Source organism: Pseudomonas sp. GW821-FHT02H09 (genome assembly GCF_059421425.1).
Genome location: NZ_JBWKVA010000034.1, coordinates 23,199 through 41,012, shown reverse-complemented (window position 1 = coordinate 41,012; position 17,814 = coordinate 23,199). Strand labels below are relative to the sequence as shown.

16 protein-coding genes and 1 pseudogene are annotated in these 17,814 nt (G+C 59.7%); 8 read left to right on the top strand and 9 right to left on the bottom strand.

The genetic code is table 11. The features are described 5' to 3' along the window. Window positions 1-258: 258 nt before the first annotated feature. The 3 genes from AC07VR_RS30305 (at window position 259) to AC07VR_RS30295 (ending at window position 3,514) form a co-directional block, all read left to right on the top strand. Entirely contained in the window at window positions 259-1,341 is a 1,083-nt protein-coding gene (locus AC07VR_RS30305) for a BMP family ABC transporter substrate-binding protein (RefSeq protein WP_495013476.1), read from the top strand. A 172-nt stretch (window positions 1,342-1,513) separates the two neighbouring features. After that, window positions 1,514-2,479: a 2-oxoglutarate and iron-dependent oxygenase domain-containing protein gene (locus AC07VR_RS30300; RefSeq protein ID WP_495013475.1), complete on the top strand. Its 966-nt coding sequence runs from the start codon at window positions 1,514-1,516 to the stop codon at window positions 2,477-2,479. Between the two features lie 81 nt (window positions 2,480-2,560). Further along, entirely contained in the window at window positions 2,561-3,514 is a 954-nt protein-coding gene (locus tag AC07VR_RS30295) for an adenosine deaminase (RefSeq protein WP_494995066.1), read from the top strand. Window positions 3,515-3,620: 106 nt separating this feature from the next. On the opposite strand, the gene AC07VR_RS30290 is transcribed toward AC07VR_RS30295, so the two are convergent. The 3 genes from AC07VR_RS30290 to AC07VR_RS30280 all read right to left on the bottom strand — a co-directional run bounded on the left by AC07VR_RS30290 (window position 3,621) and on the right by AC07VR_RS30280 (window position 5,756). Next, a complete protein-coding gene (locus tag AC07VR_RS30290; protein ID WP_494995065.1) occupies window positions 3,621-4,214 on the bottom strand; it encodes an HAD family hydrolase in 594 nt (197 codons plus the stop codon). Continuing rightward, a complete protein-coding gene (gene tesB, locus AC07VR_RS30285; protein WP_494995064.1) occupies window positions 4,211-5,080 on the bottom strand; it encodes an acyl-CoA thioesterase II in 870 nt (289 codons plus the stop codon). The genes AC07VR_RS30290 and tesB overlap by 4 nt, the downstream gene beginning before the upstream one ends. Window positions 5,081-5,186: 106 nt before the next feature. After that, window positions 5,187-5,756, bottom strand: a complete 570-nt coding sequence (locus AC07VR_RS30280) for a GNAT family N-acetyltransferase (protein WP_495013484.1) — start codon at window positions 5,754-5,756, stop codon at window positions 5,187-5,189. 86 nt (window positions 5,757-5,842) lie between these two features. On the opposite strand from AC07VR_RS30280, the gene AC07VR_RS30275 reads away from it, so the two are divergent. Both AC07VR_RS30275 and AC07VR_RS30270 read left to right on the top strand, forming a co-directional pair. Beyond that, window positions 5,843-6,763 (top strand): histone deacetylase family protein, encoded by a 921-nt coding sequence (locus tag AC07VR_RS30275; RefSeq protein WP_494995062.1) that lies wholly within the window; start codon window positions 5,843-5,845, stop codon window positions 6,761-6,763. A 189-nt stretch (window positions 6,764-6,952) separates the two neighbouring features. After that, window positions 6,953-8,194, top strand: coding sequence for a TIGR03862 family flavoprotein (locus AC07VR_RS30270; protein ID WP_495013474.1), 1,242 nt, complete (start codon window positions 6,953-6,955; stop codon window positions 8,192-8,194). Window positions 8,195-8,309: 115 nt separating this feature from the next. On the opposite strand, the gene rhlE1 is transcribed toward AC07VR_RS30270, so the two are convergent. Beyond that, on the bottom strand, window positions 8,310-9,644 hold the full coding sequence (rhlE1, locus tag AC07VR_RS30265; RefSeq protein ID WP_495013473.1) for an RNA helicase RhlE1: 1,335 nt from the start codon (window positions 9,642-9,644) through the stop codon (window positions 8,310-8,312). Between the two features lie 60 nt (window positions 9,645-9,704). Next, window positions 9,705-10,595: a drug/metabolite exporter YedA gene (gene yedA, locus AC07VR_RS30260; protein WP_494995087.1), complete on the bottom strand. Its 891-nt coding sequence runs from the start codon at window positions 10,593-10,595 to the stop codon at window positions 9,705-9,707. 180 nt (window positions 10,596-10,775) lie between these two features. On the opposite strand from yedA, the gene AC07VR_RS30255 reads away from it, so the two are divergent. Beyond that, the gene (locus tag AC07VR_RS30255; protein WP_494995059.1) at window positions 10,776-11,237 is read left to right on the top strand and encodes an Lrp/AsnC family transcriptional regulator; all 462 of its coding nucleotides are present in this window, start codon (window positions 10,776-10,778) and stop codon (window positions 11,235-11,237) included. A gap of 279 nt (window positions 11,238-11,516) precedes the next feature. Here the strand turns inward: AC07VR_RS30255 and AC07VR_RS30250 are convergent, their stop codons facing one another. The 3 genes from AC07VR_RS30250 to AC07VR_RS30240 form a co-directional block, all read right to left on the bottom strand. Next, entirely contained in the window at window positions 11,517-12,128 is a 612-nt protein-coding gene (locus tag AC07VR_RS30250; RefSeq protein ID WP_494995058.1) for a 3'-5' exonuclease, read from the bottom strand. Between the two features lie 33 nt (window positions 12,129-12,161). Next, a complete protein-coding gene (locus tag AC07VR_RS30245) occupies window positions 12,162-12,641 on the bottom strand; it encodes a LabA-like NYN domain-containing protein (protein ID WP_494995057.1) in 480 nt (159 codons plus the stop codon). A 138-nt stretch (window positions 12,642-12,779) separates the two neighbouring features. Next, on the bottom strand, window positions 12,780-13,559 hold the full coding sequence (locus AC07VR_RS30240) for a DUF2076 domain-containing protein (protein WP_494995056.1): 780 nt from the start codon (window positions 13,557-13,559) through the stop codon (window positions 12,780-12,782). Between the two features lie 177 nt (window positions 13,560-13,736). Here AC07VR_RS30240 and AC07VR_RS30235 point away from each other — a divergent pair, with 177 nt between their 5' ends. Both AC07VR_RS30235 and AC07VR_RS30230 read left to right on the top strand, forming a co-directional pair. Continuing rightward, window positions 13,737-14,402, top strand: coding sequence for a YciC family protein (locus tag AC07VR_RS30235; protein WP_494995055.1), 666 nt, complete (start codon window positions 13,737-13,739; stop codon window positions 14,400-14,402). Window positions 14,403-14,486: 84 nt separating this feature from the next. Further along, window positions 14,487-15,566: an endonuclease/exonuclease/phosphatase family protein gene (locus tag AC07VR_RS30230; RefSeq protein WP_495013472.1), complete on the top strand. Its 1,080-nt coding sequence runs from the start codon at window positions 14,487-14,489 to the stop codon at window positions 15,564-15,566. 95 nt (window positions 15,567-15,661) lie between these two features. Here AC07VR_RS30230 and hrpB read toward each other — a convergent pair. Beyond that, window positions 15,662-17,812 (bottom strand): annotated as a pseudogene (gene hrpB, locus AC07VR_RS30225) (ATP-dependent helicase HrpB); the annotation flags it as partial. Window positions 17,813-17,814: the final 2 nt, after the last annotated feature.

The window sequence follows — 17,814 nt, the reverse complement described above, 5'->3', positions numbered from 1 at the left end:
TACGGGTACATGCGATCCGTAGGAGCAAGGCTTGCCCGCGATGCTTTCAAAGCCCTGGCGCACCAGTGGCAGGCATGAGCTTGCAGGGGTGCACTGCCTTGGTTCTTGCTGTGTTCATACACTCCCCTTCACCGGTCAGCCCGCTCCCACAGGAATGCGCCATCCGGCATTTTGTTGTCTTGTTGGTCAGCTATTTGCATTGAGCTGCTCAAGCCTTTGAGCCCAGCCAACCCTCACAACAAAATGGAGTTCGAATTCATGCATGCACGTCCGTTGAAGAAGCTGCTGTGCGCCGTTGCAGCGGCCATTGGCCTGAGCGCCAGCCTGGCTGCCAGTGCGACTGATCCGTTGAAAGTCGGCTTCGTCTATATCGGTCCGATTGGTGACCATGGCTGGACTTATCAGCATGAACAAGGCCGTAAGGCGTTAGTGGAAAAATTCGGCGATCAGGTCACCACCAACTTCGTCGAGAACGTGGCCGAAGGCGCGGATGCCGAGCGAGTGATCCGCAATATGGCCAAGGACAAGTACGACATGATTTTCACCACATCCTTCGGCTACATGAACCCGACACTGAAGGTCGCCAGACAATTTCCCAACGTGACCTTCGAACATGCCACCGGCTACAAGCAGGACAAGAACCTCGGCACCTACCTGGCGCGCACTTACGAGGGGCGGTATGTCGGCGGCTTCCTCGCGGCAAAAATGACCAAGAGCAAAAAAATCGGCTACGTCGCCTCCTTCCCGATTCCGGAGGTCATCCGCGACATCAACGCCATCCAACTGGCTCTGAACAAATACAACCCGGGCACCGAGATCAAAGTGGTGTGGGTCAACTCCTGGTTCGATCCGGGCAAAGAGGCTGACGCCGCCAACGCCCTGATCGATCAGGGCGTGGACGTCGTGTTCCAGCACACCGACAGCCCGGCACCGATTCAGGCGGCCGAACGTCGTGGCGTGTATGCGGTGGGCTATGCCTCGGACATGGCGCACTTCGGGCCCAAAGCGGTGCTGACCTCCATCGTCAACAACTGGGGGCCACACTATGTTCAGGCGACCCAAAGCGTGATCGACCATCGCTGGAAATCCCAGGACTATTGGGGCGGTTTGAAAGAAGGCACGGTTGAACTACCAATCAGTGATGTGGTGCCGGCCGAGGTGAAGGCTGAAGCCGAGCAGATCATCAGCCATATCAAGAGCGGTGAATTTCACCCCTTCACCGGGCCGATCAAGGATCAGGCCGGCGTAGAGAAACTGGCGGCAGGTGTGACTGCCAGCAATGCCGAGCTGGCGTCGATGAACTATTACGTCGAAGGCATGAAGGCGGATATGCCGAAGTAATCCCTCAAACCAAAGACACTTCCCCTGTGGGAGCAGCCGGTCGACGCTCGATTGCTCGCGATGAGTCCATAACATTCAGCATTTATGTTGACTGTCAGTCCGCTATCGCGAGCAATCGAGCGTCGACCGGCTGCTCCCACAATGGATCTTCGGTGCTCTTCAGGACCGCAACATGAACCAACTTCCGATCATAGACATCGGCCCGCTCTACAGCGATGAGCAAACCGCTTGGCAAGAGGTCGCCGACCAGATCGACCGCGCCTGCCGTGAATGGGGCTTCTTCTATATCAAGGGCCACCCGATCACCGCGACACGCATCGGCCAATTGCTCGATTGCGCCAAACAGTTCTTCGCCTTGCCGGTCGTTGAGAAGCTCAAGATCGATATCACCCAGACCCGCCACCATCGCGGCTATGGCGCCATCGCCACCGAGCAACTCGACCCGAACAAACCCAGAGACCTGAAAGAAACCTTCGACATGGGTTTGCACCTGCCGGCCGATCACCCGCAAGTGCTGGCGGAGAAACCCTTGCGCGGCCCCAATCGGCATCCCGACCTGCCGGGCTGGGAAAGCCTGATGGAACAGCACTACATCGATATGCAAGGCCTCGCCCAAACCTTGCTACGGGCCATGGCCCTGGCGCTGGGGATCGAGCGCGACTTCTTCGATCAGCGTTTCGTCGAGCCGGTCAGCGTGTTGCGGATGATTCACTACCCGCCACGTCACACCGCCAGTTGCGAAGCGCAACAGGGCGCAGGCGCCCACACCGATTACGGCTGCATCACTGTGCTCTATCAGGACGCCGCCGGTGGCTTGCAGGTACGCAACGTCCACGGCGAATGGATCGATGCCCCGCCGATCGAGGGTACTTTCGTGGTCAACCTCGGCGACATGATGGCGCGCTGGAGCAACGACCGTTATCTCTCGACGCCGCACCGGGTCATCAGCCCTTGGGGAGTTGATCGCTATTCCATGCCGTTCTTTGCCGAACCGCATCCTGATACGCGCATCGAATGCCTGCCCGGTTGCCAGGACAGTCAAAACCCGGCGAAATACCCGACCACCACCTGCGCCGAATTCCTGCTGTCGCGCTTTGCCGACACCTACGCTTATCGGCGAGAACGGAAAGCTGTGTGATGAACCGATTGGTCAGGTTTTGCCATATATTTGAGCGTCGACCTGTAGAATGCCACCATTGCACCTGATGAGAATTCGATAATGTACGACTGGCTGAACGCCCTGCCCAAGGCAGAACTGCACCTGCACCTGGAGGGCTCGCTGGAGCCTGAGCTGCTGTTCGCCCTGGCCGAACGCAACAAGATCGCCCTGCCGTGGGACGACGTCGAAACCCTGCGCAAGGCTTACGCCTTCAACAACCTGCAAGAGTTTCTCGATCTCTATTACCAGGGTGCTGATGTACTGCGCACGTCTCAGGACTTCTATGACCTGACCTGGGCTTACCTGTTGCGCTGCAAGGCGCAGAACGTGATTCACACCGAACCGTTCTTCGACCCGCAAACCCACACCGACCGTGGTGTGCCGTTCGAAGTGGTGCTCAACGGTATCGCCAGCGCGCTGAAAGATGGCGAGCACCAGCTGGGCATCACCAGCGGGCTGATCCTCAGTTTCCTGCGTCATTTGAGCGAAGAAGAAGCCGAGAAAACCCTTGATCAGGCGTTGCCATTCCGCGATGCGTTTATCGCCGTCGGCCTCGACAGTTCAGAGATGGGCCACCCGCCGAGCAAGTTCCAGCGCGTGTTTGATCGTGCCCGCAACGAAGGCTTCCTGACCGTCGCCCATGCCGGTGAAGAAGGCCCGCCCGAGTACATCTGGGAAGCCATCGACCTGCTGAAAATTCAGCGTATCGACCATGGTGTGCGCGCCATCGAAGATGAACGTCTGATGCAGCGGATTATCGACGAGCAGATTCCGCTGACCGTCTGCCCATTGTCCAACACCAAGCTTTGCGTGTTCGACGACATGTCAAAGCACAACATCCTCGACATGCTTGAGCGTGGCGTCAAGGTCACGGTGAACTCGGATGATCCGGCGTATTTCGGCGGTTACGTCACCGAGAACTTCCACGCGCTGTACACCCATCTTGGTATGACACAGGACCAGGCAAAGCGCCTGGCCCAGAACAGTCTGGATGCGCGACTGGTCAAGCCGTAATACCTCTATTGCGGCCCCCCCCTGCTCCTACAAGGGCCATGTCGAACCACACACCATTGTGATCGACACCAAACCTGTAGGAGCGAGGCTTGCCCGCGATTGGGCCTCAAACGGACAACATTTGCCGCAACGCCACACAATCCTGCGCATGCCAATCCGTCAACTCCGGCCACGGATTATCCGGCAAGTTAACCAACACCGTCCGCGCTCCAGCCGCCCGACCGCAATCCAGGTCAAAGCGATAATCTCCGACCATCACCAACTCGCTCGGCGCCACATCCCAGGCTTGCGCCAGTTTCAGCAAACCACCCGGATGAGGTTTTGGCGGGGCTTCATCGCGGCCCAGCACATCCTCCACCGCGAAGCAGTCCGCCAGGCCGATTGCCTCCAGGGTCACGTGGGCCAGCTCACGGGCGTTGCGGGTCAGGATGCCGAGACGATAGCCGCGCCCCGCCAGTTCCCGCACCAACTCCACCGCGCCGGGCGCAGGCCGGGAGCCCAGCGCCAGATCCCGTTCGTGTTCGAGCAACCAGGCATGTTTGGCCGCGCACTCATCGGCAGGCAGCGCGGCGAGGTGGGTCAGAATGTCGCTTTGAGCGGGAATCGCCAGCGCCTCGCGGATCGCCACGAAGTCATGCACGGCAATTGTCAGCGTGCCGTCCATGTCGAACACCCAGTACCGTACCTCGGAGAGACTCATGCCCAATCCTTGCGGTGACGAATCAAGCCTTCCTGAGTGACCGACGCCACCAGTTGCCCGGCACGATTGAACACACTGCCCCGGGAAAAACCACGAGAATTTCCGGCCCATGGACTGTCCATCGCGTACAGCAGCCAATCATCGGCGCGCAGGTCGCCGTGGAACCACAGCGCATGGTCGAGGCTGGCGACTTGCATGTCCTTTTGCCAGACCGACTTGCCGTGGGGCAGCATGGCAGTGGTCAGCAAACCGAAGTCCGACGCATAAGCCAGCAGGTATTTGTGCAGCGCCGGCGAGTCGGCCAAGGTGCCGTCAGCCCGAAACCACACGTATTTGATCGGGTCGCCGGGTTGCGGGTTGTAGGGGTCTTTTTCCGTCACCGGGCGCACTTCGATCGGCTTGGGGCACAGCAGCTTTTCACGCATGTGTTCCGGAATCAGGTGCGCGCTCTGCTGGGTGATCTCCAGTTCCGACGGCAGATTTTCCGGGCCGACCACTTGCGGCATCTGCTGCTGGTGCTCGAAACCTTCTTCGTCGTACTGGAACGACGCGCTGCAGGTGAAGATCGGATTGCCCTTCTGGATCGCCGTGACACGACGGGTACTGAAACTGCCGCCATCGCGCACTCGATCAACCTGATAAACCACCGGCAAACCGGCATCGCCAGGGCGCAGAAAATAACCATGCATCGAATGCACATGGCGCGCTTCTTCTACGGTCTGGCTGGCCGCCGACAACGATTGGCCGAGTACCTGACCGCCGAACAACTGGCGGAAACCCAGATCCTGGCTACGACCGCGAAAAAGGTTTTCTTCGATCGGTTCCAGGGTCAACAGGTCGACCAGATCATCCAGTACATGGCTCATTCAGACTCTCCTCACAAAGAGCAATGCCGCGCAGTCTTGGCTGCAGCGGTCGATTCAGTTTTTGGCCCGAGCCAACTAGGGACACATTGTAAACGTCCGGGCAGGCTTATCCATGCAAGGTTTCCAACCATTGTTCACGGCTGATGCGGTACAGCACATGGTGGCGCAATGGATCATCGCTGCCGAGCTTCGGATGCTCGAAATCGGCCACCGGGTCGTGTTGCATGCCGATCGCCTGCATGACTTTCTGCGACAGCTGATTGGCAGCGGTGGTAAATGCCACGACTTCCTTCAGCGCCAACCGGTCAAAGCCGCAACGCAGAACGGTCCAGGCCGCTTCGCTGGCATACCCCAACCCCCAATGCTCGCGGGCCAGACGCCAGCTGATTTCGGTCGCCGGGGTAAACGGTGCATCGAACCCCACCACGCCGAGCCCGGTAAAACCGATAAACGCCCCGGTGTCCTTACGCTCCAGCGCCCACAGGCCGAAGCCATATTCGGCAAAATGGCCGCGTATTCGCCCGATCAATGCCGCGCTTTGCAGACGACTCAAGGGCGCCGGAAAATAACGCATGACCTGAGGATCGGCACACATGACCGCAAATTCCGGCAAATCCTCATCGCGCCACTGACGCAACAGCAGCCGCGCGCTCTCAAGTTCCAGTATCGGCTCCATCATGCCCCTCCGTTTCCATGCCGCAAGTCTACATCGCTGGTAGGATCCTTCATTTATTCCTACATGCCTTCCTAGATGAATCTGCCATGTCCCTGCCGCTGATCTACCACGAAGACTACAGCCCCGAATTTCCGGCGGAACATCGCTTCCCCATGGACAAGTTTCGCCTGCTGCGCGATCACCTGGTGGACAGCGGTCTGACCCGCGATCCCGAGCTGTTGCGCCCGCAACTGTGCCCGCCGGACATTCTCGCCCTGGCTCATGACCCTGGGTATATCGAACGCTATATGGGCGGCGAGTTGTCCCGCGAAGACCAGCGGCGCCTCGGCCTGCCCTGGAGCGAAGCACTGGCCCGACGCACCGTGCGTGCGGTCGGCGGCTCGCTGCTGGCCGCCGAGCAAGCGCTGGAACACGGGCTGGCCTGCCATCTGGCCGGCGGCACCCATCACGCCCATTACGATCATCCGGCGGGATTCTGTATTTTTAATGACCTGGCGGTAATCAGCCGCTATCTGCTGGAAAGCGGTCGGGTGGGGCGAGTATTAATTTTTGATTGCGACGTGCATCAAGGCGACGGGACTGCACGCATTCTGGAAGACACGCCGGACGCAGTAACCGTTTCCCTGCATTGCGAAAAGAATTTTCCGGCGCGTAAAGCCCAAAGCGATTGGGATATTGCGCTGCCGATGGGCATGGGCGATGCGGACTATCTCAACGTGGTCGACGATGCGTTAAGCTATCTACTGCCGCTCTACAAGCCGGACCTGGTGCTGTATGACGCCGGGGTAGATGTGCATAAAGATGACGCTCTGGGCTACCTCAAGCTGACCGACCAAGGCGTCGCCGCTCGTGATGAAAGCGTGATGCGTCACTGCCTGGGGCGGGACATCCCGGTGGTCGGGGTGATTGGCGGTGGTTACAGCAAGGACCGTAAAGCCTTGGCGCGACGCCATGGCATTCTTCATCACAGCGCGCAGCGAGTCTGGGAGTCATCAGGTTGTCACTGAGTTGTGGATGCTTTACCCACAATGCCTGTGGAACTGCCTGTGGATAACCTGAGTGAAAGGACCTACAGGCCACAGACTGTATAGCCTTCAGAGCACTGTGCGTTTTTTAATCAGCTAAAAGCTTCGCGGGCGTACCTCGATTGTGCTGATAGAATGCCCGGCTTATTCCGCCGAACCGCAGCTCAAACCATGACCCAATCCTCCGCCAACCTCCTGCGTCACGTCACCATCATCGGCGGCGGCCCTGCCGGTTTGATGGCGGCCGAAGTACTGAGCCAGGCTGGAATCAAGGTCGAGTTGTACGACGGCATGCCCTCCGTGGGTCGCAAGTTTCTGCTGGCCGGCGTCGGCGGTATGAACATCACGCATTCCGAAGCCTACCCGGCGTTTCTCTCGCGCTATGCCGAGCGGGCACCACAAATCGCCCCACTGCTGCGTGCATTCGGCGCCGAAGCGCTGTGCCAATGGATTCATGAATTGGGGATCGAAACTTTTGTCGGCAGTTCCGGCCGAGTGTTTCCAACCGACATGAAGGCCGCGCCCCTGCTGCGTGCCTGGCTTAAACGCCTGCGCGACACGGGCGTAGTTATCCACACCCGTCACCGCTGGCTCGGCTGGAATAACGACGCCAGCCTGAGAATCGACAGCCCGGAAGGTGAAAAAGCCCTGCAAACCGATGCCCTGCTGCTGGCCCTTGGCGGTGCCAGTTGGGCGCGCCTGGGTTCGGACGGCGCCTGGTTACCTCTGCTGGAACAGCGCGGCATCAGCCTTGCACCGCTGCAACCCAGCAATTGCGGTTTCGAGGTAACCGCCTGGAGTGCCCTGATGCGCAGCAAGTTCGCTGGCGCACCGCTGAAGAACATCGCTATTGGCCTGAATGATGACGTGCCGCGTCTGGGCGAATGCGTGATTACCGCCACTGGCATCGAGGGCAGTTTGATCTATGCCCTGTCTGCACCGATCCGCCAAGCCATCACTCAAAGCGGCTCGGCGACCATTCACCTGGACCTGTTGCCGGGAAAAACCCTCGACAAGATTCAAACAGCGCTGACCAAGCCTCGTGGTTCACGCTCGATGGCCAAACACCTGCACAGTCAACTCGGCATCGACGGCGTGAAAGCCGCCTTGCTGCGCGAACTAACGCCCGCTGAATGCTTCGCTGATCCGGTGCAGCTGGCCAAAGCAATAAAGGCCCTGCCCCTGACATTGGTGAAAACCCGCCCTCTGGACGAAGCCATCAGCAGCGCTGGTGGCGTGCCGTTCGAAGCGATGAATGAAAGCCTGATGCTCAAGCAACTGCCCGGAGTGTTTTGTGCCGGGGAGATGCTCGACTGGGAAGCGCCGACGGGCGGCTATCTGCTCACCGCCTGCTTTGCCAGTGGCCGAGCGGCGGGGTTGGGGATGCTGGAGTGGTTACAAGCGCACCGCTGAAAGCTTCTGTAGCAGCTGGCGAAGCCTGCGTTCGAGCGCGCAGCGGTCGTGAAATGCCTGACCGTGATTTTTTGATCGTTCCCACGCGTGGGAACGATCTCGGGTTCAGTCGGGCTTAAGGCTTACGCTTGCGCGGTCCGGTGTTGAACACCGGCACCTTACGCACAGGCTTGATCGCCGGTGCTTCAACCGCCACTTCACCGCTGTCCACCCACTTGCCCAGGTTACGCTTGCCGCCACCGGAGACTTTGGGCTTCTTCGGCTTTTTCGGTTTCTTGATAACCTGGCCGCTGGCATCGGTGTCCGGCACACGGTGCTCGGGTTCGAAGTCCTGCTCTTCATGACGAGTCAACGTCTGACGGGTCAACATTTCGATAGCCGACAGCAAATTCACTTCATCAGCGCAAACCAGCGAAATCGCCTCGCCGGTAGCACCCGCACGACCGGTACGGCCGATACGGTGGATGTAATCCTCAGCAACGATCGGCAGGTCGAAGTTCACCACCAGCGGCAAGTCTTCGATATCCAGACCACGGGCTGCCACGTCGGTGGCTACCAGAATCTGAATCTCGCTGGCCTTGAACCGGTCCAGCGCACGCTGGCGAGTAGCCTGGGGTTTGTCGCCATGAATACCGTCGGCATTCACGCCCAGGCCCTGGAGTTTTTCCACCAGTTGGTCGACGCCGTTGCGGGTCTTGGCGAACACCAGCACCTGCTTCCAGCGATTTTTGCGCAACAAGTGGCTGAACAGTTCCGGCTTGCGCTTCTTGTCCACCGTCACCACCCATTGCTTGACGGTGTTGGCGGCGACGTTGCGCGGGCTGACTTCGATGCTCAGCGGATCATTGAGCATTTGCCCGGCCAGCAGGCGGATCGCATCGGAGAAGGTCGCGGAGAACAACAGTGTCTGACGTTTCTTCGGTAAGGCTTTGTAAATGTCCCGCAGCTCTTCGGAAAATCCAAGGTCGAGCATACGGTCGGCTTCATCGAGGACCAGGGTTTGCAGCTGGTTGAACTTGAGCGCGTTCTGCCGATACAGGTCGAGCAAGCGGCCCGGGGTCGCTACCAACAGGTCAACACCCTTGCGCAGCTTCATCATCTGCGGGTTGATGCTGACACCGCCGTACACCGCATAGGTGCTCAACGGCAGGTGTTCGGCGTATTGGCGAACACTCTCGTGAACCTGTTCGGCAAGCTCGCGGGTCGGCACCAGAATCAGCGCGCGCACTGAGTTACTGCTGACCTTCGGCCCTTCCATGGCCAGCAACTGCAACAGCGGCACGGCAAAACCGGCGGTCTTGCCGGTGCCGGTCTGGGCCGCGGCCATCAAGTCGCGACCGGCCAGCACCGCAGGGATGGCTTGCACCTGAACCGGCGTCGGGGTCTGGTAACCGAGCGTCTCAAGGGCGCGCAGCAAGGGTTCGATCAGGCCAAGAGTGGCGAAAGTCATGGGGGGGTACCGTAGGGAAATGTCAGCGCATGTGTGCAATGCGCCGCAGTTTACCCTAAATCAAGCCGGTTTCTGCCTGCGCCACTGCGGCAAGCCAATCAACACTACAGCACTGATGATCACCGCCATCGCCAGGGACTCTGCGATGCCGATGCTTTCGCCGGCAAAGACGATCCCCAGCAGCACTGCCACCGCCGGGTTGACATAGGCGTAGCTGGTCGCAGCCGCCGGGCGGACGTTTTTCAGCAGGTACATATAGGCGTTGAAGGCGATGATCGAGCCGAAGCCAATCAAATAGGCCAAAGCAACCCAGCCCTCGACAGGCGGCAAGCTGTCCAGATGCTCACCGCTCAGCGCGCTGCCGATCAACAGCACCACGCCGCCCACCAACATTTCTGCAGCGCTGGCCATCGCCCCTTGTGGCAGCGGCAAGTGTTTGCTCCAGACCGAGCCGAAAGCCCAGGCCGCTGCCGCAGACACCAGCAACACCGCGCCCAACGGGCTCGACTGCAAGTTGGAACCGAGGTTGAGCATGGCAATGCCAACCAGTCCGAGCACGATCCCGGCCCACTCCAGACGGGTGTTGCGCGCGCCCCAGAAGTAGCCGCAAAGCAAGGTGAACAGCGGCACCGTCGCCACCGCCAACGCCGCGACCCCGGAGGCCACACCGATATGTTCGGCAACACTCACCGCGCCGTTACCCACACTCAGCAGCAAGATGCCGATCATCCCCGCCGCCCGCCATTGCGACCAGGTCGGCGCCGGTACTCCGCGCCAGCGCAGGAAGCCGTACATCAAGGTCCCGGCGATGATAAAACGAATCCCGCCGAGCATCAGCGGTGGCCAATATTGCACACCGATTCGAATCACCAGATAAGTCGATCCCCAAATCACATACAACGCGAAAAAGGCACCCACCAGCTGTAACGGAAAACGCCGTGGGCCAGGCACGGAAAGCTCGATGGCAGACATGGAACGCTCGAAGACTGGATAGGGGAGCGCTATTTTAGAAAGCTATCGGGCGGAATTTAAGTTACAAAACCTTTTTATAGCGCCCGTACACTTTTCAAAACATGGAGATCACAGCTATAAACCGTGCTTTCGAAAGTTATGCATTTCAGGAGCCGAATGATGGATAAATACGACCGCATGCTCCTCAGTGCACTCCTGGAAAACGGCCGGGCCTCGTATGCGGAACTGGCGCGCAAGGTCAACCTGTCCGCGCCGGCTGTGGCCGAGCGCGTGGCAAAACTGGAAACCAGTGGGGTGATTACCGGCTACCAGGCAAAGGTCGACATGACCAAGGTCGGCCTGCCGATCCAGTGCGTCATCGAACTACGACTGAGCCGCCACGGCAGCCAGAAATCCTACGATGAACTGATCAAAATCCCGCAACTGACCGAATGCCACCGAGTCACCGGCGACCCCTGCGTCATCATGCAGGCCGCCGTCGGCTCAATGCCGGAACTCGAAGAACTGATCAACCGCATCGCCCAGTTCGGGTTCAGCAAAACCTCGATCGTGCTCTCCAGCGCGATAGAAAAGCGTGTGCCGCTGGGGCAGTTGGAGAGTAATGGCAAGAATGGTGGGTGAATGCTCTACCGTCTGCCGCAAAGAGCATAGGTATCTACACATTTCTTGATGCTTGGCAGGGCGTAGCAGCTGTCGAGTAGAACGAGGCTGCGTCCGGCTGCGAAGCAGCCGTAAAACCCTGCACCTCGGTGTTTCAGATAAACCGCGCGCGCAGGTTTTACGAGGACTCCGCCCTCGGACGCTGCCTCGTTCTACTCGACAGCTGCTACGGGAGTTCTAACCTTTAGAGATATGTAGATACCTATGCCGTGAAGAGGCCGGCAGGATCAACGCTGAACTTTAAAACCCGCGATGGCGCTTGAGATGCTCATTGATCTTCGCCGCAGGGACTTTCTGCAAGCTGCACAGCAGATCATGAGACAACTCCCGCAAGCCATGTCGCTGACGAAGTTCCCGGGCCAGATGCGCGGTGAGGTTAGCGGCCATTTCGGCGTCGGCCATGGCTCGGTGAGCCTGGCCGGTGTGGGGCAGTTTGGCGAACGTGGTGAGGGTGCCGAGTTTGTGATTGGGTGCGGCCGGCATCAGGCGCCGGGCGAGTAACAGGGAGCAGGCAAAGTTCTGCAACCGTGTACGTTTGATTCGCCCCAGCTCGTAGTCCCAGAACTTCTGGTCGAACGCGGCATTGTGGGCCAACAGCGGTGTCGTGCCGACGAATTCGTTGACTTCGTTCATCACCTGTTCGGCAGACGGTGCAGTGCGCAGCATGGCATTGCTGATGCCGGTCAGGCTTTCGATGAAGGCCGGGACCCGCACGCCGGCGTTCATCAGGCTTTGGTAACGCTCGACGATGCGTCCTTGCTCAAGAATCACCACGGCAATTTCCGTAGCCCGGCAGGTGCTGCTCGGGGAGATCCCGGTGGTTTCAAAGTCGATGACCGCTATCCGTTCCAAACCTGTTCCAACTCCGTCAAAAAGTAATCAATCTCAGTTTTTAAGCAGCAACGCGCCTTCGATCGGCACGTAGCGGCTGGCGGCGCGTATCAATGAGTTGGCAGTCAAGCCAGGGACGCCGTAAGCGACGGCTTCAACACCGTGTTTATTGATGATGCGTTCAAGCAGCATGTCGAAATCACCATCACCGGACGCCAACACCACTTCGTCGACATGAGAGGCGGCGTCCATGATATCGATGGTGATGCCCACGTCCCAGTCGCCCTTGGCCGAGCCATCGCTGCGCTGGATGTAGGGTTTGAGTTTTACGGTGAAACCAATGTTGCGCAGGATCTGCTGGAACTGCTGTTGCTTGCTGTCGCCACGATCGATGGCGTAGGCGTAGGCCTCGACGATCTGCCCGCGCTGGCTGATATCAGCCCACAGGGCGGCGTAGTTGAAGTGGCAGCCGTAAGCCTGGCGCACGGTGTAGTAGAGGTTCTGGACATCGGCGAACACAGCGATTTTTTTCACCGTAAATCCTCATGGCGCAGACGCGCGCAGGCAATTGATCAAGTACAAGACCTGAAAAGTCGCCCAGTATGCCAGCCAGAAGGAAATTTCCGCGAATAATCGGTCTGGGGCGCTATAGCGCCCCGGACGAATGGTGCATCAGACGAAGGAATCGTCGTCGTCGAAGAACGATGAGCTGTCATCGCTGTAGTCGGCGTCGGTAAACCCGCCTTGGTCATTGCCATAGGAATCGTTACTGACCATACGTTGGTCGTCGTTGTCATTGCTTTTGTCATTGACCTGCGCAGGTTCTTCCTTGATGACTTCGACAATTTCCTGCGGCTGCTGATTGCTGTGGAACAGGCTGCTGATACCTTGCGCAAGCATCACACCACCGGCCACACCGGCCGCGGTTTTCAAGGCGCCGCCCAGGAAGCTGCTGCCGGCTGCGGCCGGAGCCTGTTGCTGTGGTGGCGCGTAGTTCTGTTGCGGGGCACCAAAATTTTGCTGTGGCGCCACACCCGGCTGAGTATTGAACGAAGGCCGCGCCGGCTCACGCCAGCCACCGCCAGTCGAGGCCGGAGCGCTTGGGGCTGGTTGCGAATCACGGGAACCGCCACCGAAGATGCTCGACAGGAAACCGCCGCCACCGCTGCTTGGTGCCGGAGCAGGCGCCGCTGCCTGGGATCTGGCTTGCTGCAGTTCAGCTTGCAGCTGCTGGTTTTGCTGAGTGAGCTGTTTGTTCTGTTCGTCGAGGCTTTTGATCGCCGCCTCTTGCACCAGAATCGCCTGGGTCATGAAATACCCCGCCGCAGGCTGGCGAGCCAGGTGCTCCTTGATCCGCGCCTCGGCCAGGGCATCGCGCGGGGCTGAGTCCGTTTCGGCTTGCTGCAGCCGTGAAAACAGTCCATCGATCAGGGTTTGTTCTTCGCTGTTCATGGCGACCTCGTTAGATTGCCGGAAAAATCGTTGCCCTTTCCGTTGTGGAGAAGGTGCACACCAGTAATGGGGTTATTACGGGCCGTTTCAATGGCCTTTACCTAACGTTTACGTTTGCTCGCAGGGGCGCTGCATCGGTTAAAGTGTCGAACTGCTTTTTACCTGCGATAGCGACCCATGAATCCGTTAGAAGTGCTCCGCGACTCTTTGTATTTCTTTAAGCGCAACCTGGGCCGGATCATTCCGCTGTGCCTGCCGTTGGTGGTGCTTGAGGCACTGATCCAGCAACTGGTCGATAACGCCCAGGGCCCGGATGCTTTCCCCGGTTATAGCGTGATCGTCGGGCTGTTGATCTATCCACTGTACACCGCTGCGCTGATTCTTTTTCTGGATGCGCGCAGCCGTGGCGAATCGCCACGAACCCGTGATCTGCTGGCGATGTCTGCCAGCCTGTGGCCCAGGTTCGCGTTGCTGACAGCGATCAATACACTGCTGATCCTGCTTGGCCTGTCGCTGTATTTCCTGCCAGGTTTGTGGCTGATGGTGACACTGGCCTTTGCCGAGTACCTGTTGGTCCTGCGAGGCCTGCAACCGCTGGCGGCCATCAAGGAGAGCTTTCGCCTGACCCGCGGGCACTTCCTGCGCATCCTGGTCTGCATTCTGTGTGTGATGGGCCCGCTGTGGCTACTCAAGGGCGCAAGCCTTGCGGTTTACCCAGAACCACAAAACCCGGTACTGGCACTGTTGATCGAAAGCGCCCACAGTTTTCTGCAACTCTTTACCAGCGTGGTGCTGTTTCGCCTGTTCATGTTGATCAGCGAAGCCACCGACAAGAATCGATAAAACGCGCTGACAGGCCTGGTCTTGGGGTCTGACCTGCTCTCGGGTATGCTCGGGCTTAATCCTGCAACGCTATAAGCCGAGCCGATGACCCGTCTACTGCGTTATACCCTGCTGGGCCTGCTGCTGATCGCCGGCCTTTTGTCAGCGCTGATCTACAGTTTGACCTGGCGCCCGGACGCCAAGGAGCAAATACCTGTCAGCTGCAGCGCCCAGACACCGACCCTGGTGCCCGGCCAGGCGCTCAAGGTGATGACCTGGAACGTCCAGTACCTGGCGGGAAAACGCTACGTATTCTGGAACGACCTGGCCCAAGGCGACGACGAAACCCCCACAGCCGAAGATATGGCCTTCAGCCTCGATGAAGTCGCACGAGTGATTCGCGATGAGCAGCCGGATATCGTCCTGCTGCAAGAACTGGATGACGGCGCCAAAGCCAGCGATTATCAAGACCAGCTAAAACTGCTCCGCGAGCGTCTGACCGACCTTTACCCGTGCAGCACCTATGCCTTCGACTGGAAGGCTGACTTCGTTCCCGAGCCGCACATTTTCGGCAGTGTCGGCCGACAACTGGCGACATTGAGCCGCTATCGGATCGCACACGCCGAACGCCTGCAATTACCGCAAGCACCGGCCAATCTCATCAGTAGTCAATTCCAGCCGAAAAACGCGCTGCTGGTAAGTTATCTGCCGTTGAGCGACGGTGGGCAAATGGCAGTACTCAATACCCACCTGGACCGACCGGCTCAGCCTGACGACACGCCGCAACAGCAAGTGACGGAGACCGCCAGGGTGCTCGACACATTCGAACGTCAGGGTACGCCGTGGTTGATCGGCGGCGATTTCAACCTGTTGCCGCTGGGCCAGTATCAGCGCCTCGATCCCCAGCAGCGCGCGCCCTACTCCGTCGACAGCGCGCTGCATGTGCTCTGGGACAAGTACCCGATGATCCCTGCCAACAACGAAGCCGGTGGCATCGACCGCGAGCAATGGCTGACCCACTACCCCAATGACCCGGCCCTCAGCGGCCCGGACCGGACCGTCGACTACCTGTTTTATAGCCCGCGGATCAAACGGGTTGAGGCTCAGGTGAGGCAGGACGACACGCTGCGTATATCTGATCATCTGCCGGTGATTGCACGGTTTCTGCTGCCTGCGGCACCGTAGGTCAAAAGCTTCGCGGCCAATAGAAGCGGACGCGGAGCGTCCAGTGAGGCATTCCCACGCAGAGCGTGGGAACGATCGCCAATAGGCTCGCCGACTTACTTACGCGGCTTGATCCGCGCTGTCGCCTCGGCCACCAGCGGGTCATCCGGCCAGTAGTGTTTCGGGTAACGCCCCTTCAGATCCTTCTTCACTTCGGCGTAGGTGCTGCGCCAGAAATTCGCCAGATCCTGCGTCACCTGCACTGGCCGCCTGGCCGGTGACAACAGGTGCAGTTTGACCACCTGCCGGCCGCCAGCGATGCGCGGGGTTTCAGCCAGCCCGAACAGCTCTTGCAAGCGCACCGCCAGAATCGGCGGCTGCTCACTGTAGTCCAGTCGAACCGAGGATCCGGAAGGTACCGTCAAATGGTGCGGCGCCAGTTCATCCAGGCGTTGAGGCAATGGCCACGGCAGCAGGTTATGGACAATGCTGGCCAGTTCCAGATTGGCGAAGTGACTGAGTCGCGACACCCGCCCCAGATACGGCAACAGCCAATGCTCCAGGCCTGCCAACAGCGCCGCATCGCTGACATCCGGCCATTCGCTGTGCCCCAGGCTGCTCAGATCCAGCTGACGCAACAATGCCACCCGAGCCTGCCACTGGCGCAACTCCGGCGTCCAGGGCAGCAACTCGAGCCCTTTACGTCGCACCAGATTGACCAGCGCCTGGCTGCGTGCCGCTTCATCCAGCCCGGTCAACGGCTCTCGACTGAGTATCAGCTCACCAACCTTGCGCTGTCGCTCGGCTCGTAGCACGCCTTCGCGCTCGTCCCAATCAAGCTGATCGACGTTGCGCACTTGTTCAGCCAGCACCGAATCAAACAGCGCCGGATCGAAATCCGCAGCCAGATAAATCCGCTCTTCACGCTGCCCCTGACGGCTGCCCAAATCAGCAATCACCAACCAGGGTTGTTTCATCAAGCTATCGGCCTCGGCGAACAGCGCGGCGCGACCGTTGGCCAGGCGATACTCCGCTCCACCGGCACGCCGCTGCTGTGCGACGCGATCCGGATAGGCCAGGGCCAGCAGCGCACCCAGCCAGCGCGGATGATCGGGATCGCTGACCGGCTGCAGTGCCTTGCCTCGCAGATAGCCGCGGTACTGCCGCGCCAGTTGCCGGGCCCGCTGAACGCCACCTTGAGCACCGCGAGCCGCTCGCTCTTCACCCGACAACAGCACCAGCCGGCTGTGCAGATCCGCGCCGGCGCCGCGCAGAATGTCCCGCTCGCCCAGCAGCGCGGCGACGTCGCAGGCCATGTCCGCCAACCCCAGCGCCTGCCCGCGCAACAACAAATGTGCAATGCGCGGATGCGCCGGCAGTTCGGCCATCGCCTGCCCATGACGGGTCAGTTTCCAGTCATCTGCGGTCTTGCCCTCCAGCGCGCCCAATCGCTCAAGTAAATCCTGAGCCTGTGCATAAGCCGCCGTCGGTGGCACATCGAGCCAGACCAATTGCCCGGGTGTTACGCCCCAGCGACCCAGTTGCAAGGCCAGGCCGGCGAGGTCGGCTGAAAGAATCTCTGCACTGGCATAAGCCGCCAATTGTTCATGCTGGTCTTGCGACCACAGGCGATAACACACGCCCGGCTCCAGACGCCCCGCTCGCCCGGCACGCTGTGTAGCGCTGGCGCGGGAGATCCGTTGAGTATCGAGGCGAGTCATGCCGCTGCCCGGATCAAAACGCGGTACCCGCGCCAACCCGGCATCGATCACCACCCGCACACCATCGATAGTCAGACTGGTCTCGGCGATGTTGGTGGCCAGCACCACTTTGCGCTTGTCGGCGGGTGCCGGCTCAATGGCAGCGCGCTGTGCCGCCAGGTCCAGTTCGCCGTGCAGCGGGCAAAGCAATACCTCAGTGCGCTCACCCAACGCATCAGCCAGCTGCTGATGCACCCGACGAATCTCCGCTTGTCCCGGCAGAAAAACCAGGAGACTGCCGCTTTCGTCGTTCAAGGCCTCGAGGATGGTCTGCACCAAGCGCGGCTCGATGAATTCTCCCGGCTGAAACGCCCGGCCCCAACGCATCGTCACCGGGTACATGCGCCCTTCGCTGCGCAAAATCGGTGCGTCATCCAGCAACCCCGCCAGACGTTCGCCTTCGAGGGTCGCCGACATCAAGAGAATCTTCAGCGGCTGATCGTCACGAAACAGATCGCGGCCATTGAGGCTCAATGCCAGCGCCAGATCAGCGTCGAGGCTGCGCTCGA

Bases quoted from the DNA above. Each gene is read 5' to 3' on its own strand.
- AC07VR_RS30305 (WP_495013476.1), top strand. From the start codon at position 259: ATGCATGCACGTCCGTTGAAGAAGCTGCTGTGCGCCGTTGCAGCGGCC.
- AC07VR_RS30300 (WP_495013475.1), top strand. From the start codon at position 1,514: ATGAACCAACTTCCGATCATAGACATCGGCCCGCTCTACAGCGATGAG.
- AC07VR_RS30295 (WP_494995066.1), top strand. From the start codon at position 2,561: ATGTACGACTGGCTGAACGCCCTGCCCAAGGCAGAACTGCACCTGCAC.
- AC07VR_RS30290 (WP_494995065.1), bottom strand. From the start codon at position 4,214: ATGAGTCTCTCCGAGGTACGGTACTGGGTGTTCGACATGGACGGCACG.
- tesB (WP_494995064.1), bottom strand. From the start codon at position 5,080: ATGAGCCATGTACTGGATGATCTGGTCGACCTGTTGACCCTGGAACCG.
- AC07VR_RS30280 (WP_495013484.1), bottom strand. From the start codon at position 5,756: ATGGAGCCGATACTGGAACTTGAGAGCGCGCGGCTGCTGTTGCGTCAG.
- AC07VR_RS30275 (WP_494995062.1), top strand. From the start codon at position 5,843: ATGTCCCTGCCGCTGATCTACCACGAAGACTACAGCCCCGAATTTCCG.
- AC07VR_RS30270 (WP_495013474.1), top strand. From the start codon at position 6,953: ATGACCCAATCCTCCGCCAACCTCCTGCGTCACGTCACCATCATCGGC.
- rhlE1 (WP_495013473.1), bottom strand. From the start codon at position 9,644: ATGACTTTCGCCACTCTTGGCCTGATCGAACCCTTGCTGCGCGCCCTT.
- AC07VR_RS30255 (WP_494995059.1), top strand. From the start codon at position 10,776: ATGGATAAATACGACCGCATGCTCCTCAGTGCACTCCTGGAAAACGGC.
- AC07VR_RS30240 (WP_494995056.1), bottom strand. From the start codon at position 13,559: ATGAACAGCGAAGAACAAACCCTGATCGATGGACTGTTTTCACGGCTG.
- AC07VR_RS30235 (WP_494995055.1), top strand. From the start codon at position 13,737: ATGAATCCGTTAGAAGTGCTCCGCGACTCTTTGTATTTCTTTAAGCGC.
- AC07VR_RS30230 (WP_495013472.1), top strand. From the start codon at position 14,487: ATGACCCGTCTACTGCGTTATACCCTGCTGGGCCTGCTGCTGATCGCC.